The sequence below is a fragment of the Arthrobacter sp. 05L44 genome (assembly GCF_056397605.1).
This window is the reverse complement of record NZ_JBFTNS010000004.1, coordinates 189,058-203,708: the sequence shown is the minus strand read 5'-3', so window position 1 is coordinate 203,708 and position 14,651 is coordinate 189,058. Positions and strand designations below refer to the sequence as shown.

12 protein-coding genes and 2 riboswitches are annotated in these 14,651 nt (G+C 68.8%); of the genes, 10 read left to right on the top strand and 2 right to left on the bottom strand.

Annotated features, from left to right (window positions below; genetic code table 11):
* From AC1DHY_RS11200 to AC1DHY_RS11180, 5 genes are read left to right on the top strand one after another with little or no spacing between them, the layout of a single operon-like run.
* Window positions 1-759, top strand: a complete 759-nt coding sequence (locus tag AC1DHY_RS11200) for a flagellar biosynthetic protein FliR (protein ID WP_476879560.1) — start codon at window positions 1-3, stop codon at window positions 757-759.
* Window positions 759-1,841 carry an EscU/YscU/HrcU family type III secretion system export apparatus switch protein gene (locus tag AC1DHY_RS11195; RefSeq protein ID WP_476879561.1) on the top strand — a complete coding sequence of 361 codons (1,083 nt, stop codon included), beginning with the start codon at window positions 759-761 and terminating at the stop codon, window positions 1,839-1,841. The genes AC1DHY_RS11200 and AC1DHY_RS11195 overlap by 1 nt, the downstream gene beginning before the upstream one ends.
* A gap of 49 nt (window positions 1,842-1,890) precedes the next feature.
* Window positions 1,891-3,939 carry a flagellar biosynthesis protein FlhA gene (locus tag AC1DHY_RS11190; protein WP_476879562.1) on the top strand — a complete coding sequence of 683 codons (2,049 nt, stop codon included), beginning with the start codon at window positions 1,891-1,893 and terminating at the stop codon, window positions 3,937-3,939.
* Window positions 3,917-5,110 carry a hypothetical protein gene (locus tag AC1DHY_RS11185; RefSeq protein WP_476879563.1) on the top strand — a complete coding sequence of 398 codons (1,194 nt, stop codon included), beginning with the start codon at window positions 3,917-3,919 and terminating at the stop codon, window positions 5,108-5,110. Before AC1DHY_RS11190 ends, AC1DHY_RS11185 begins: the two co-directional genes overlap by 23 nt.
* A gap of 9 nt (window positions 5,111-5,119) precedes the next feature.
* Window positions 5,120-5,380 carry a carbon storage regulator gene (locus tag AC1DHY_RS11180; protein ID WP_476879564.1) on the top strand — a complete coding sequence of 87 codons (261 nt, stop codon included), beginning with the start codon at window positions 5,120-5,122 and terminating at the stop codon, window positions 5,378-5,380.
* 61 nt (window positions 5,381-5,441) lie between these two features.
* Here the strand turns inward: AC1DHY_RS11180 and flgN are convergent, their stop codons facing one another.
* The gene (gene flgN, locus AC1DHY_RS11175) at window positions 5,442-5,957 is read right to left on the bottom strand and encodes a flagellar export chaperone FlgN (RefSeq protein ID WP_476879565.1); all 516 of its coding nucleotides are present in this window, start codon (window positions 5,955-5,957) and stop codon (window positions 5,442-5,444) included.
* A 224-nt stretch (window positions 5,958-6,181) separates the two neighbouring features.
* Between flgN and AC1DHY_RS11170 the strand changes: the two genes are divergently transcribed.
* On the top strand, window positions 6,182-7,000 hold the full coding sequence (locus AC1DHY_RS11170) for a sigma-70 family RNA polymerase sigma factor (protein WP_476879916.1): 819 nt from the start codon (window positions 6,182-6,184) through the stop codon (window positions 6,998-7,000).
* Between the two features lie 135 nt (window positions 7,001-7,135).
* The gene (locus AC1DHY_RS11165) at window positions 7,136-7,618 is read left to right on the top strand and encodes a Dps family protein (RefSeq protein ID WP_476879917.1); all 483 of its coding nucleotides are present in this window, start codon (window positions 7,136-7,138) and stop codon (window positions 7,616-7,618) included.
* 87 nt (window positions 7,619-7,705) lie between these two features.
* On the opposite strand, the gene AC1DHY_RS11160 is transcribed toward AC1DHY_RS11165, so the two are convergent.
* Window positions 7,706-9,286: an MFS transporter gene (locus AC1DHY_RS11160; RefSeq protein WP_476879918.1), complete on the bottom strand. Its 1,581-nt coding sequence runs from the start codon at window positions 9,284-9,286 to the stop codon at window positions 7,706-7,708.
* 66 nt (window positions 9,287-9,352) lie between these two features.
* Here AC1DHY_RS11160 and AC1DHY_RS11155 point away from each other — a divergent pair, with 66 nt between their 5' ends.
* The 3 genes from AC1DHY_RS11155 (at window position 9,353) to gcvT (ending at window position 14,308) form a co-directional block, all read left to right on the top strand.
* The gene (locus AC1DHY_RS11155) at window positions 9,353-9,892 is read left to right on the top strand and encodes a TetR/AcrR family transcriptional regulator (protein WP_476879919.1); all 540 of its coding nucleotides are present in this window, start codon (window positions 9,353-9,355) and stop codon (window positions 9,890-9,892) included.
* Between the two features lie 109 nt (window positions 9,893-10,001).
* Window positions 10,002-10,100, top strand: a riboswitch (glycine riboswitch).
* A 1-nt stretch (window position 10,101) separates the two neighbouring features.
* Window positions 10,102-10,216, top strand: a riboswitch (glycine riboswitch).
* Window positions 10,217-10,255: 39 nt separating this feature from the next.
* Window positions 10,256-13,162 (top strand): aminomethyl-transferring glycine dehydrogenase, encoded by a 2,907-nt coding sequence (gene gcvP, locus AC1DHY_RS11150; RefSeq protein ID WP_476879920.1) that lies wholly within the window; start codon window positions 10,256-10,258, stop codon window positions 13,160-13,162.
* Between the two features lie 12 nt (window positions 13,163-13,174).
* Window positions 13,175-14,308, top strand: coding sequence for a glycine cleavage system aminomethyltransferase GcvT (gene gcvT, locus AC1DHY_RS11145; RefSeq protein ID WP_476903623.1), 1,134 nt, complete (start codon window positions 13,175-13,177; stop codon window positions 14,306-14,308).
* Window positions 14,309-14,651 lie beyond the last annotated feature (343 nt).

The following is a 14,651-nucleotide window of genomic DNA, read 5'->3' as shown; positions in this document are numbered from 1 at the left end:
GTGGGCATCCCCATCGACCAGACGTGGCTGGAGGTCCTGCTCCTGGCCACCGTCCGGATGACGGCGTTCCTGATCGTGGCACCGCCGTTCGCGCACCACGCCTTCCCGGCACGGATCAAGACGATGCTGGGCGTTGGCCTGGGCCTGGCCGTCTCGCAACGGCTTTCCGCGGGCTACACGGCCAAGGACACTGCCGGCTTCTTCACCGGCGTGGTCCTGGAACTGATCACCGGGCTGGTTCTGGGGTTCCTGGTGATGCTGGTCTTCGCGGCCGTCCAGTCCGCCGGCAGCCTGATCGACCTCTTCAGCGGCTTCCAGATGGCCCAGGCCTTCGACCCGCAGATGATGGTCAACGGCGCCCAGTTCACCCGGCTCCTGCAGATGGCGGCCCTCGCCCTGCTGTTCTCCTCCGACGGCTACCAGCTGGTCATCGGCGGCCTGACCGGGAGCTTCACCGCGCTGCCACTGGCCGGCGGCATCGACCTCGCCCAGCCGGTCCAGGCCATGACGTCCGCGGTCACCGGCATGTTCCTCGCCGCCGTCCAGATCGCCGGCCCGCTGCTGGTGGTGCTGTTCCTCGCCGACGTCGGACTGGGCCTGCTGACCCGGGTGGCCCCGGCACTGAACGCATTCTCGCTCGGCTTCCCGCTCAAAATCATGCTGACGCTCTCGCTGGCCGCATTCCTCTTCCTGGCCCTGCCGCGGATCGTCTCCACCCTCGCCGGCCAGGCCGCCAGGACAGTGCTGGGGGTGGGCTGATGTCGGATTCACAGGAGAAAACCGAACAAGCCACCGACAAACGTATGCGGGAGGTCCGCTCCAAGGGCCAGCTCTCCCGCTCGCAGGACCTCACGGCGTGGCTGGCCGTCGGAGCCGCCGCCGTGATGATTCCGGCCACGGTGGAACGCGGCGCCAACGCCGCCACGGACCAGGTCTTCAGCATCCGGGGAGTGATGGCCGCACCCGACCCTGCGAAGGCCGTGAAGGCGCTCGAGAACGGGCTCGGCTCACTGGCCGGAATCCTGGGACCGCTGCTGATAGTGGTCCTGGTGGTGGTCCTCGTCGGCTCCGCCCTGCAGGGCGGGATCCACGTGAAGAAGTTCCGGGTTTCATTCGAGAACTTCAAACTGCTGAGCGGCCTGAAACGCTCGTTCGGCACTCAGGCGCTCTGGGGCGGAGTCAAGGCCCTGCTCAAGGCCACCGTCGTCGGGCTGGTGCTCTACTCCGTGGTGCAGGGGCTCATCCCGGTGCTGCTCACCGCCGGCGGCCTGCCCGTCTCCGGAGTGGTGGCCGCCGCCGGCGGCGGCATTTCCTCCCTGGTGCAGTTCGCCGTCTTCGCCGGCATTGCGCTGGCCGCCGTCGACTTCTTTGTGGTGATGCGGCGGAACCGGAAGAAAACCCGAATGTCCAAGAAGGAAGTCCAGGACGAGAACAAGAGCAGCGAAGGTGATCCGCTGATCCGCTCCCAGCGCCGGGCCCGGCAGCTGGCCATGAGCCGGAACCGTATGATCGCGGCGATCGGGGACGCCGACGTCGTCCTGGTCAACCCGACGCACGTCGCCGTCGCGCTGAAGTATGAACCCGGCAAGTCGGCCCCGCGGGTGGTCGCCAAGGGCGCCGGGCATGTCGCGGCCCGTATCCGGCAGGAAGCCGAAGCGAAGGACGTGCCCATGGTCCAGGACATCCCGCTCGCCCGGGCGCTGCATGGGGCCTGTGAACTGGCGCAGGAAATCCCGGTGGATTTTTACCACGCAGTGGCCGGCGTGCTGGCCTTCGTGATGTCGCTTAAGGCCCGCGGTGCCGGGGCCGGCCTGCACCGGATGGCAGGAGCCTCGCTATGACTACTTTTCGGAACACCGTTGGAACCAGCGTCTGTGAAAGGACCGCGTTATGAACAACAGGCTCGCCCGGCTTGCGGTGCCTATCGGCATCGTCGGCATTGTGCTGCTGCTGGTGGTTCCCGTGCCCGCGCCGCTGCTGGACTTCCTGATCGTCTGCAACATCCTGCTGGCGCTGCTGGTGCTGCTGACCAGCATGTTCGTGAAGAAGCCGCTGGACTTTTCCGTATTCCCGTCGCTGCTGCTGGTGGCCACACTGTTCCGGCTGGGCCTGAACGTCGCCTCCACCCGCCTGGTCCTAGGCAACGGCTACGCCGGCCAGGTCATTGAGGCTTTCGGCAAAGTGACGGTGGGCGGGTCGATGATCATCGGCGCCGTCGTCTTCCTCATCTTGGTGGTCATCCAGTTCGTGGTGGTCACCAAGGGCGCCGAGCGCGTCGCCGAAGTGGGGGCGCGCTTCACCCTGGATGCCATGCCGGGCAAGCAGATGGCGATCGACGCCGACCTCAACGGCGGCCTGATCACCGACACGCAGGCCCGGGAGCGGCGGGCCGAGGTCTCGGCCGAAGCCGACTTCTACGGCGCGATGGACGGCGCCTCCAAGTTCGTCAAGGGTGACGCCATTGCCGGCATCATCATTATCATCATCAACTTTGTCGGCGGCATCGCCATCGGCATGCTGCAGCGCGGCCAGGAGATCGGCGACGCGCTGAGCACCTACGGCCTGCTGACCATGGGCGACGGCCTGGTCACCCAGATCCCGGCCCTGCTGATGGCCGTCTCGACCGGCATGATCGTGACCCGCTCCAACGCCGAAGCGGACATGGGGCGGACCGCCTCCACGCAGCTGCTGCAATCACCCAACGCCCTGCTGATCGCCGGCGTGGCCGCGATCGCCATGGCGCTCATCCCCGGGATGCCGCCCATCCCGTTCGTCCTGGTCGGCGCGGGACTGATCATCGCCTCGCGCCGGACAGCGGCCAGCCAGCAGCAGGCCGAGAAGGCCCGCGACGCCGAGGCCGCCGCCCTGAGCTCCCCGGAACAGGACCCCAACGAGAAGCTGCTCGAGGACATGCGGGTCCACCCCGTGGAGATCCTGCTGGCCCCGGACCTCGTGGACATGGTCTCCGGCGCGTCCGATGACCTGCTGGCCCGGGTCCGTTCGCTGCGGCACAAGATCGCCATGGAACTGGGCCTGGTCATCCCGCCGGTCCGCACCCGGGACAGCGTGGACCTGCCGCCGGCCACCTACACCATCCGGATCGCGGGTGTGGAGGCCGGCCGCGGCACCGCCCCCGGAGGGCAGATGCTCGCCCTCGGCGATTCGCTGGATTCGCTGCCGGGGGTGGCGATGATCGAGCCGGTCTTTGGGCTCGCCGGGAAATGGATTCCGGCCGAGATGCGGCACAACGCCGAGATGACGGGGGCCACCGTGATCGACCGCGTCTCCGTGCTGGTCACGCACCTGTCCTCCATTGTCACCAGCCACGCCGCCCGGCTGCTCTCCCGCGAGGACGTCCGTGTCCTGACCGAGGGTGTCCGCAAGCAGAGCCCGTCCGCCGTCGACGAACTCACCCCGGCACTGCTGTCCCTGGCCGAACTGCAGCGGGTGCTCCAGGGCCTGCTCGATGAACAGGTCCCCATCAACGACCTCGCCCGCATCTACGAGGCCCTGACCCTCCGGGCCAAGATCTCCACGGACCCGGAGTCGCTCGTGGAGGCCGCACGCCAGGCCCTCGGCCCCGCCCTGACCGCGAAGTTCATGGAGGGCCCGGTGCTGAACGTGATCATGATCGACCCCGTCCTGGAACAGTCCATGCTGGAGGACATGCGTCCTGCCGAGGGCGGCAGCCAGATCGTGATGGGCCAGGACAGGCTCGACGCCGTGCTCCGCTCCGTCCACAACGCCGTGGAGTCCGCCGCCGCCGCGAACAGGCAGGCCGTCCTGGTCTGCGCCCCGGCGCTGCGCCCGGCCATCCACCGGCTCATCGGTGCCCAGCCCGGGTCCGTCCCGGTGCTGTCCTACCGGGAAGTCACTTCCGCCAACGTCCGGATCGAAACTGTAGGAGTCGTGCGCCATGCCGAACCGCTATCGGCTTAAGGGAGCCTCGCTGGAGGAAATCCGCAGCAAGGCCGAGGCCCAGTACGGCCCCGCAGCCCGGATCGTCTCCGCCGAACGCGTGATCAGCCCCGGCATCGCCGGGCTCTTCGCCGCCAACCGCTTCGAGGCGATCGTTGAGGTCCAGCCCAAGCACGACGTCGTGACCGGCGAGGTGGTGCCGGAGGCGGACATCATCCTGGCCGACGGCGAGTCCGCGCAGACTGCTGCACGGCCGGCTGACGCCCGGCCCGATGCCCGGCCGGTTGACGCCCGGCCCGCCGCGAAGCCCGCGGCCATGCCGGCCGGCCCTCGGGCACCCCGCGACGCCCGGCCGGCCCCGGAAGCTCCGGCCGGCCTTCGGGTCGCCGCCCCTGGCCACGCCCTGCAGGGCGACGCCATCGCGGCCCTGCTGGCCGAGGCGGACGCCGCCGAACTGACCCTGCACCGGAGCGGAGCCCCCGGGGTCTCCACCGAGTCGCCGGGCTTCGCCGAACTGCTGGACCAGCTCGGCTCGGGACTCCGGCCGCCGGCAGCGGCCCAGCCCGATCCCGTACCGCGGGTTACCCCTGTGGCCATCGACAGCGAACCTCCGGTTCCGGCGCCGCGGCAGGAGGCTCCGGCGTCGCCCGGGCGGCCCGCCATGCCGGTCCGGGCAACGGTACCGGCCCTCTTGAACGGAACCGGTGACCTGGTGGTGCTGGTGGGACTCGGCGACGACGCCCTGGACACGGCCCTGGCCATGTCCATCGCGGCCGGCGGCGCCGACGTCCGCACCGCGGGGCAGCTGAGCGCCTACGGGCACCTGCACCTGGACGGACGCCAAAGCGCGACGGCGGCCCGCGCCCATGCCGTGGAGACCGAACAGACGGTGATCACCGCCTTCGGCCTGGGTACGGCCCGCAACACCCTGGCGCGGCTGCAGGCGATCTCGGCGCTGTCCCCGGACCAGCTCTGGGTCGTGGTGGATGCCGGCCGCAAGCACGAGGACACGGCCCGCTGGGTCAGCCTGCTGCGCGCCCGCCTTGAGGTGACGGCCGTGGCCGTCGTGGGCGCCGCGGATACCGGTTCGCCCGAAAGCGTCGATGCGCTGGGCCTGCCCGTGGGCTGGATCGACGGCCAGCCGGCGCCCGTGCCTGCGCCGTGGGCCGCAGCCCCCGGCCACGAAGGGTAGATTGAGAGAATGCTGGTACTAACACGCAAGCCGGGCGAACAGATCATGATCGGCGACGGCATCGTCATCACTGTTCTGGAAGGCCGCGGCGACGGCGTCCGCATCGGCATCGAAGCACCCCGCGGCGTCCCCATCCAGCGCCGGGAAGTCATCGAGGCCATCGCCGCCGCGAACCTCGCGGCCGCCGAAGCGGGTGCGGAGGCCGACGCCGGCACCGAGGACGCCCTGCGCGGGCTGCTGCCGCAGGCACCTGCCGCCTCCGCGGAGTGAACCTGGCCGCCTGACGGCACCGGCTGCGCGGCTGGACCTCCGGGCCGCAGCAGCCCTGCCGTCAGTGCGAGTTCGCGTCGTCGCCCAGGTACTGCACCATCAGCGGCAGCGTGGCGCGGCGCGTGATGGCCAGGGCACGCTCGATGTTTCCGGCCACCGTCAACTGTTCAAGGGCCTCCGCAGGATCGGCGGCAGCCGGGGGTGGCTGCAGGCCCTGGATCAGGTCCTCGTTGACGCGGGTTGCCCCGGCAAGCCGGACGAGCAGACTGCGCAGGCCGTCGAGGTGTTCCTGCAGGACCGTGGGCCACGAGCCGTGAGGTGCTGCGGCAATCAATTCAGGCAGTGTCGCTTGCGCCGGGAGGCCCCATTCAGCGGCCACGGCCGCGGATTCGACATTTCGGGCCAGGGCCTCGAAGCGCATCCGGTCCAAGACCGACTCCACTTCCGACGCCGTAAACGCGATCCAGTGGATGTTGCCGGCCGCTACGTGCAGGCGCTGCGTTTCCAGGCGGAACAGGAGCAGTTCCAGCTGCCGCCGCTCCTGCCACAGCGCCGCCGAAAGATCCGCTGCACCCATGGGCCCCATTCCCCTGTCATCCCGGCCAAATTACGGCTTTCCGCATTTTCCGCCAAGCTTTTCCCTGAGGGTACACGCAGATTCCAGATCAGGTGATAGGTTTCGTTCTGGGTGCTGCGCCCGAGCTTCGAACACCGTCTCCCATGGGGGGAGCACGGGACCGTTTGCGGGTGCGGCGCTCAGGGTTTTAAAACTCCTGATCCGTCTCATGGGGGGACACACTATTGAATCGCGTGGAACGCAACGAGATGGTTACCCAGCACCTTCCGCTGGTTGGCTATCTCGTCTCTGATTTGTGCTCGAAGGCGTCCCACCTCTCGCGCGATGACCTGGCGTCGGCCGGGGCTGTAGCCCTCATTACGTCGGCCGACTCCTTCGACCCTGACCTGGGCGTACCTTTCGGCGCCTTCGCGCGACGCCGCATCCTCGGCGCCTTCGCCGATGAAATGCGCGCCAGCGACTGGGCCACACGGTCCGCACGCCGGCGGATCAAAGAGACCATGTCCGTCCAGGAAACCCTGGCCGCAGCCCTCGGCCGCACCCCGTCGGTGGACGAGATCGCGTCCGCCCTTGGCGTCCAGCAGAGTGTCGTTGAGGCGGCACTCGCGGACGCCTCACGCACCCTCACCCCGCTGGACGACGCCGTCGTCGACACACTCGCCGCCGAGACCCTGTCCCCGGAAAGCTCCGTCCTCGCGGACGAACGGCTCCAGTACCTCCGGGCCGCCGTAAAATCCCTGCCGGAGCGGATGCGCTACGTAGTGGAGGAAATCTACTTCGGGGACCGGACCGTCAAGGACCTGGCCGCTGAACTCGGCTCGACGCACGCTGCCGTGTCGCAGCAGCGTGCCGAGGCAATCCGGCTGATGCGTGACGGCCTCACGGCCCACTACGCCGATGACCCGGACCAGGGCTACGAACCCCAGTCCCGCATCACCCCGCGCCGCCGGAACGACTACCTGGCACAACTGTCCGAGGCCACGGCCGGCGGTATCACCCGGGCACTCTTCCCGCAGGGCCCCATGCCCAACCAGGCAGTCTAGGACCTTCCGCCAGCTTAGTAAGCACACTTAGTAAGCTAATCGTGAAATTCCGCCGGAACCATCGAAAGCCCTCTCCTCCCTGGAGTAGCGTCTGAGGCATAACGCCGTACCAGCCGTTCCAATCAAGGAGGATGCATGAAAGCAACACCGACCCTGACGAGCAACCTGCAGGCCGTCCTCGTGGACCTCATCGAACTCCACGTCCAGGGCAAACAGGCCCACTGGAACATCGTGGGGACGAACTTCCGCGACCTTCACCTGCAGCTGGATGAAATCATTGAGGCCGCCCGCGGCTTCGCTGACGACCTCGCCGAGCGTATGCGCGCCCTCCATGCCCTCCCGGACGGCCGCAGCTCCACGGTGTCCAAGACCACCGCGCTCGCCGAATTCCCCACCGGCCTGATCAACACCAAGGACGCCATCGACAAGATCGTTGCCGCGCTCGAGGCCGCCGTTGGCACCATGCGCAAGGTCCACGACGAGGTCGACGAGGAAGACCCCACCACCGCGGACCTGCTGCACGAGTTCATTGCCAAGTTCGAGCAGTACGCCTGGATGGTGAACGCCGAGACGATGCGCGCCACCGCCAGCGTCACCACCCCCGACTCCAAGAAGTAGTTCGGGCCCTACGCCCATGCAGCGTCCGACGCCGGGTTTCCCGGCGTCGGACGCTGGCGTTTAACGCCGGGCGCACGGCGGCGGCCGCTAGCCCGCCGTCGGCACCCTCCGGAGCACGACGGCGGCCAGCACTGCCGTGCCGGCCATCAGTGCCAGGGCGATGGCGGCCGTGACGTGGACGCCGGAGTCGAACGCCGCCCGCGCGGCAGCCATCACGGCCTCGGCCGCGGGTCCGGGGAGGGTCTGGGCCAGCTCCGTAGCCCCCGCCAGGGTTTCGCCGGCCCGCGCGGTGGCCTCCGCCGGCGCCGTCCCCGCAGTGCCGGCCGGCAGCCGCAGGTTGTGCTGGTACGACGCCGTCAGGATGGAGCCAAGGACGGCCGTGCCGAGCAGTGAGCCAACCTCGTAGCCGGTCTCGGAAATGGCGGCCGCGGCTCCCGATTTGGCCGCCGGCACGGACCCCAGGATCAGGTCGTTGGAAATGGTTTCGGCGGCTCCGACGCCCAGGCAGAGCACCAGCAGGGCCGCCAGCAGGATGCCGGGACCGGCGCTGTGGTCGCCGAGGGCCACCAGGCCGTAGCCGGTGGCGCTCAGGACCAGGCCGCCGGCCACCACAAAGCCGGGTCGGACTTTGCGGACCAGGGGCACCACCAGCAACCCGGCCACCACAGTGGCGACCAGTGCGGGGATCATGGCCATCCCGGACTCGGACGGCGACTGCCCCTCCAGCAGTTGCAGGTGCTGGGCGAGGAACAGGATAAAACCGTTGTAGGAAAACAGCGCCAGCACGTTGGCCGTAATGGCGGTGCTGAACACGGGGTTGCCGAAGAGGCTCAGATCCAGCAGGGGAGTGCCGGACTCGTCCGCTGCCAGCCGGCGCTGGCGGCGGACGAAGGCGTAACCCATCAGCAGGCCGGCGCCAAGGGCGGCGAGCGGTCCCGCTGCCATGCCCTCGGTGGCCAGGATTTTGATGCCGTAGACCGCCGGGGCCATGGCGAGCATGGACAAGGCGATGCTCGGCAGATCCACCCGGCCGGGGTTCGGGTCCCGGGATTCCGGGATCAGGGCAGGGCCGAGGACCAGCAGGGGCAGGATGATGGGCACCGCGACCAGCAGGACCGCTCCCCACCAGAGGTGTTCCACGAGCCACCCTCCGAAGATGGGCCCCAACGCGGCGCCACCGGAGAACCCCGCGGCCCAGACCGCCACGGCCAGCCGCCGGCGGTTGGGTTCGGGGAAGATGTTGCGGATCAGGGACAGCGTGGACGGCATCAGCATGGCGCCGAAGAAGCCGAGCCCCGCCCGCCCTGCGATCAGCCACTCAGCGGCGGGCGCGAAGGCTGTCACCGCGGAGACTGCCGCGAAACCGGCGCTGCCGATGAACAGCAGCCGCCGGCGGCCAATCCGGTCGCCCAGGCTACCCATCGCGACCAGCAGGCCGGCCAGGACCAGGGGGTATGTGTCGACGATCCACAGCAGTTCCACTCCGGAGGCGTCCAGGCTGCGCGCGATCGCCGGCAGCGCGAACGTGAGGGCGGTGTTATCCACGGCAACGAGCAGCACCGGAAACATCAGCAGGGCCAGGGCCAGCCAGTCGCGCCACGCCGGGCGCGGAGCGGAGGTGGTGCCGCGGGTGGTACCGGAGGTCGACGGGCGGTAGGAGACGGTCATCGAATAACTGTACCGTCTGGACGGTACAGTTAAGAAATTGGCGGTGCGCCGGGCATGATGGGAGCCATGGCCAGAAAACCCGTCGCCCGTGAAGCCGTCCTCGACGCCTTCGAGTCCCTGCTCATCACCGAGGGGGAGCGGGCCGCCACCCTCGACGCGGTAGCCAGGCTGGCCGGCGTCTCCAAGGGCGGTCTGCTGTACCATTTCCCCACCAAGGACGCCATGATCACGGTGCTGCTGGAGCGCCTGGACCGGCTCCTCGCCGACGACCTCGCCGCCATGGCCGCTGCGCCCGAAGGGGCCGCCGCGTACTTCATCAAGTCCTCGGTGTGGGCCGACACCCCACTGGACCGGGTCTTTGTGGCCGCCACCCGGCTGGCCGAAGTGGCACACGCCGAGACCCTGCAACGGATGGCAGGCGTGCAGGCGAGCTGGCTGGCCCTCCTCGCGGCGGACGTCGGCCCCGCGATGGCCAAGCCCGTTCTCTATCTGGGGGACGGGCTGTACTTCAATGCGATGCTCGCCCGGGGACCGGGCGGGGCGCCGACGGAAATGGCGGGCGACGTCGAAAGCCTGCTGGCCGCCGTCGAACGGCTGCGCGGCTGACGGGCGGGGCCGTATATGTCGCGGCTCCGGCGTCACTGGTTTGCGGACCTTGCCCCCGGCGTAGGACAATAAGTCTGTGACTATGGTCACGAGCAATTGAATATGCCTTTGATCTGCGGCGGGAGAGTTCTGCAAGTAGGTACAAGCAGGCGCCGTAGGAGCAAATCCTCCCCAGGAATCTCTCAGGCCCATGTACCGCCGCGGCAAGGCAACTCTGGAAAGTAGCACGTGCGTTATCTGACGCGACGTGCTCACCGACGGTGCAAGCGGAGCCCCGCATAGCGGCTGCGCGGAAACTCTCAGGTCCAATACAGAGCGGGGAGGAACCCGAATCAATGTGGCGTACCGTGCGCCGCCTTAGTTATGGAGTTCCTAGTGACTGTTACCTCAGCCTCCACGTCCTTCGTTGACCGGCATATTGGCGCCCGCCGCCAGGCCGACGTCGCCGCCATGCTCAAGGCAGTCGGCTACGACACCGTCAACGACCTTGTGGACACCGCCGTACCGAAGGACATCCGGCAGGATTCTGACCTGGCGCTGGGCGTAGCGCTCAGCGAAGTGGAAGTCCTCGCCGAGCTGCGCACGCTGGCCTCGAAGAACAAGACCGCCGTCCAGATGATCGGCCAGGGCTACTTCGACACCGTCACCCCGGCCGTCATCCGCCGGAACATCCTCGAAGCCCCGGCCTGGTACACCGCCTACACGCCCTACCAGCCGGAAATCTCCCAGGGCCGGCTCGAGGCGCTGCTGAACTTCCAGACCATGGTCCAGGACCTCGTGGGCCTGCCGATCGCCAACGCCTCGCTCCTGGACGAAGCCACCGCCGTTGCCGAAGCCGTCCTGATGATGCGCCGGGCCAACAAGAACAAGGCCGCCCACGACGGCAAGACCGTCCTCGACGCCGACTGCCTCCCGCAGACCATCGCGATCGTCAAGGGCCGCGCCGAGGCCCTCGGCTTCGAAGTTGAGGTCGCCGATCTGTCCAAGGGCCTGCCCAAGGGCGTTATCAACGGCGTCGTGCTGCAGCAGCCGGGCGTCTCCGGCCGCGTCTTCGACCACACCGCCGTCATTGCCGAGGCCAAGGAACGCGGCGCCCTCGTCACCGTGGCCGCGGACCTGCTGTCCCTGACCCTGATCACCCCTCCCGGCGAGCAGGGGGCCGACATCGCCGTCGGCTCCGCGCAGCGCCTCGGTGTGCCGCTGTTCTTCGGCGGCCCGCACGCGGCTTACATGGCCGTCCAGAAGGGCCTGGAGCGCTCCATGCCCGGCCGCCTGGTTGGCGTCTCCAAGGACAACGCCGGCATCCCCGCCTACCGGCTGGCGCTGCAGACCCGCGAGCAGCACATCCGCCGCGAGAAGGCCACGTCCAACATCTGCACCGCCCAGGCGCTGCTGGCCATCGTCGCGTCCTTCTACGCCGTCTACCACGGCCCCGACGGGCTCAAGGCCATCGCCGAGACCACCCACGGCCACGCCAAGACCATCGCCGCCTCGCTCCAGGCTGCCGGCCTGGACGTGCTGCACACCTCCTTCTTCGACACCGTCACCGTGTCCGTGCCGGGCAACGCCGCCGGAATCATCGCCGCCGCCGACGCCAAGGGCATCAACCTGCGCGCCATCGACGCCGACACCGTCGGTATCTCCGCTGATGAAGCCACGACGCCGGCAATCGTCGCCGACGTCGTCGCCGCCTTCGGTGCCACTGTCGCCGAGGACGCCGCGGCCACCGGCTTCGCCCTGGACTCCGCCGTCGAACGGACCTCGGACTACCTGCAGCACCCGGTGTTCAACACCCACCGCTCCGAAACCCAGCTGCTGCGCTACATCCGGCGCCTCTCGGACCGTGACCTGGCCCTGGACCGCACCATGATCCCGCTGGGCTCATGCACCATGAAGCTGAACGCGACCGCCGAAATGGAAGCCATCTCCTGGCCCGAGTTCGCCTCCATCCACCCGTTCGCCCCGGAGTCCCAGACCGCCGGCTGGCGCGAACTGATCGAAGACCTCGAGGCGCAGCTGACCGAGATCACCGGCTACGACCAGGTCTCCATCCAGCCCAACGCCGGGTCCCAGGGCGAACTCGCAGGGCTCCTCGCGATCCGCGGCTACCACCTCTCCCGCGGCGACGCCCAGCGAACCGTCTGCCTGATCCCCGCCTCGGCGCACGGCACCAACGCCGCGTCCGCTGTCCTGGCCGGCATGAAGGTCGTTGTGGTGGCCACGGCCTCCGACGGCACGATCGACCACGCCGACCTGACCGCCAAGATCGAACAGCACCGCGACGCGCTGTCCTGCATCATGATCACCTACCCCTCCACGCACGGGGTCTACGACGCCGACGTCCGCGAGGTCTGCGACGCCATCCACGCAGCCGGCGGCCAGGTCTACATCGACGGCGCCAACCTGAACGCCCTGGTCGGCCTCGCCCAGCCTGGCCAGTTCGGCGGCGACGTCTCGCACCTGAACCTGCACAAGACCTTCTGCATCCCGCACGGAGGCGGCGGACCCGGCGTCGGCCCGGTCGCAGCCAAGGCCCACCTGGCACCCTTTATGCCGGGCAACGCCGCGGACCCGGCCAACGGCGCCGACGGCACCCCGATCTCCGCATCCCGCTACGGTTCGGCCGGCGTGCTGCCGATCTCCTGGGCCTACGTGAAGCTCATGGGCGGGGCCGGCCTGACCGAGGCCACCAAGTCCGCCCTGCTCGCCGCGAACTACATCGCGACCCGGCTCAACGAGTTCTTCCCGGTGCTCTACACCGGTGAGGGCGGCCTGGTGGCGCACGAGTGCATCCTGGACCTGCGCGAACTCACGGCCAAGACCGGCGTGACCGCCGAGGACGTCGCCAAGCGCCTGATCGACTACGGCTTCCACGCCCCGACCCTGGCGTTCCCGGTGGCCGGCACCCTGATGGTGGAGCCCACCGAATCCGAGGACCTCGGCGAGATCGACCGGTTCATCACCGCCATGATCACCATCCGCAAGGAAATCGACCAGGTGGCCCACGGCGAATTCACCGTCGAGCACAGCCCGCTGCGCAACGCACCGCACACCGCCGCGGCCGCCGTGTCCACCGACTGGGACCGGGCCTACCCGCGCGAGCAGGCCGTGTTCCCGGTCCACACCCTCCGCCAGGACAAGTACTTCCCGCCGGTCGGCCGGATCGACGGCGCTGCCGGCGACCGTAACCTCATCTGCTCCTGCCCTCCCCTCGAAGCCTTCGAAGAGGACACCGCAGACCACTCCGCCACCTCCGACTCCGCCAACTAAGGACAGCCACCGATGACTGAGAACTACACGGCTCTGTACGAAGAGCACAAGAAGGCCGGCGCGTCCTTCACCGATTTCGGCGGCTGGCAGATGCCGCTGAAGTACACCTCCGAACTGGCCGAGCACCACGCCGTCCGCAACGCAGCGGGCCTGTTCGACCTCTCCCACATGGGCGAAGTCTGGGTCACCGGCCCGGACGCCGCCGCGTTCCTCGACTACGCCCTCGCCGGCAAACTCTCCGCCATGGCCGTGGGCAAGGCCAAATACTCGCTGATCTGCCAGGAAGACGGCGGCATCATCGATGACCTCATCACGTACCGCCGCGGCGACGAGAAGTTCCTCGTCGTCCCGAACGCCGGCAACGCCAAGGTGGTCGCCGCCGCGCTCGCCGAACGGGCTGCCAACTTCAACGTCACGGTGGAGGACGTCTCCGCCGAGACCTCCCTCATCGCGGTCCAGGGCCCCAAAGCCGAAGCAATCCTGCTCCGCCTGGTCCCGGCCGCCCAGCACGGGCTCGTCACGGAGCTGAAGTACTACGCCGCCGTCGAGGTCCCCTTTATGGTCGCCGGCACGAGCCAGGAGCTGCTGCTGGCCCGCACCGGGTACACCGGCGAGGACGGCTTCGAGATCTATGTCCCGAACGACGACGCCGCCGCCCTCTGGCAGGCGCTGCTCGCCATCGCCGAAGACGGCGAGTTGACACCGGCGGGGCTCGCATGCCGCGACTCGCTGCGCCTGGAGGCCGGCATGCCGCTCTACGGCAACGAGCTTTCCCGCGAGGGCAACCCTTACTCCGCTGGCCTGGGACCCGTCGTCGCGCTCTCCAAGGAAGGCGACTTCGTGGGCAAAGCAGCCCTGGCGGCATTGAAGGAAGCCGGCGCCGGGTCCACCACCGGGCGTAAGCTCGTCGGGCTCAAGGGCCTGGGCCGCCGGGCCGGCCGCGGCCACTACCCGGTCCTCAAGGACGGCGCCGTCGTCGGTGAAGTGACCTCGGGCCAGCCCTCGCCGACCCTCGGCTACCCGGTGGCCATGGCCTACGTCGACGTCGAGCTGGCCGAGCCCGGCACGGCCCTGGACGTCGACCTCCGGGGCAAGGCCGAGCCGTTCGAAGTTGTCGCACTGCCGTTCTACAAGCGCCAGAAGTAGCCCTCCAGTCCCGGAGCCGTGGCTGGCTCCGGGACCGTCCGGCCGCAGCGGTTCCCGAGTCCGGGACCGGCAGGCCCCGGTTTTCACGCGTGCTCGCTCGTCCCTCGCTTAGACGCACGCTTTCGAAAACCGCGGCCAGCCAGCCCCTCAAGGTCAGCCGCCCTTCCGTTCCAAGCGCCATTGGGGGTGCATTGGAACTCCAAGGTGCTACACGAACGGCCACTGGTTCTTTCCGGAGAACTGTTGGCCCCGAAAACGGAACTGGATAGCGGCGGGGGAGGGGATTCCGGAAGCATGCGTCTAAGCGAGGAACGAGCGAGCATGCGGAGGAATCGCCTCCCCC

Excerpts from the sequence above, each read along its gene's own strand:
- AC1DHY_RS11155 (WP_476879919.1), top strand. The coding sequence starts at position 9,353 with ATGGCCAGAAAACCCGTCGCCCGTGAAGCCGTCCTCGACGCCTTCGAG.
- gcvP (WP_476879920.1), top strand. The coding sequence starts at position 10,256 with ATGGAGTTCCTAGTGACTGTTACCTCAGCCTCCACGTCCTTCGTTGAC.
- AC1DHY_RS11185 (WP_476879563.1), top strand. The coding sequence starts at position 3,917 with ATGCCGAACCGCTATCGGCTTAAGGGAGCCTCGCTGGAGGAAATCCGC.
- AC1DHY_RS11165 (WP_476879917.1), top strand. The coding sequence starts at position 7,136 with ATGAAAGCAACACCGACCCTGACGAGCAACCTGCAGGCCGTCCTCGTG.
- AC1DHY_RS11195 (WP_476879561.1), top strand. The coding sequence starts at position 759 with ATGTCGGATTCACAGGAGAAAACCGAACAAGCCACCGACAAACGTATG.
- flgN (WP_476879565.1), bottom strand. The coding sequence starts at position 5,957 with ATGGGTGCAGCGGATCTTTCGGCGGCGCTGTGGCAGGAGCGGCGGCAG.
- AC1DHY_RS11190 (WP_476879562.1), top strand. The coding sequence starts at position 1,891 with ATGAACAACAGGCTCGCCCGGCTTGCGGTGCCTATCGGCATCGTCGGC.
- gcvT (WP_476903623.1), top strand. The coding sequence starts at position 13,175 with ATGACTGAGAACTACACGGCTCTGTACGAAGAGCACAAGAAGGCCGGC.
- AC1DHY_RS11160 (WP_476879918.1), bottom strand. The coding sequence starts at position 9,286 with ATGACCGTCTCCTACCGCCCGTCGACCTCCGGTACCACCCGCGGCACC.
- AC1DHY_RS11180 (WP_476879564.1), top strand. The coding sequence starts at position 5,120 with ATGCTGGTACTAACACGCAAGCCGGGCGAACAGATCATGATCGGCGAC.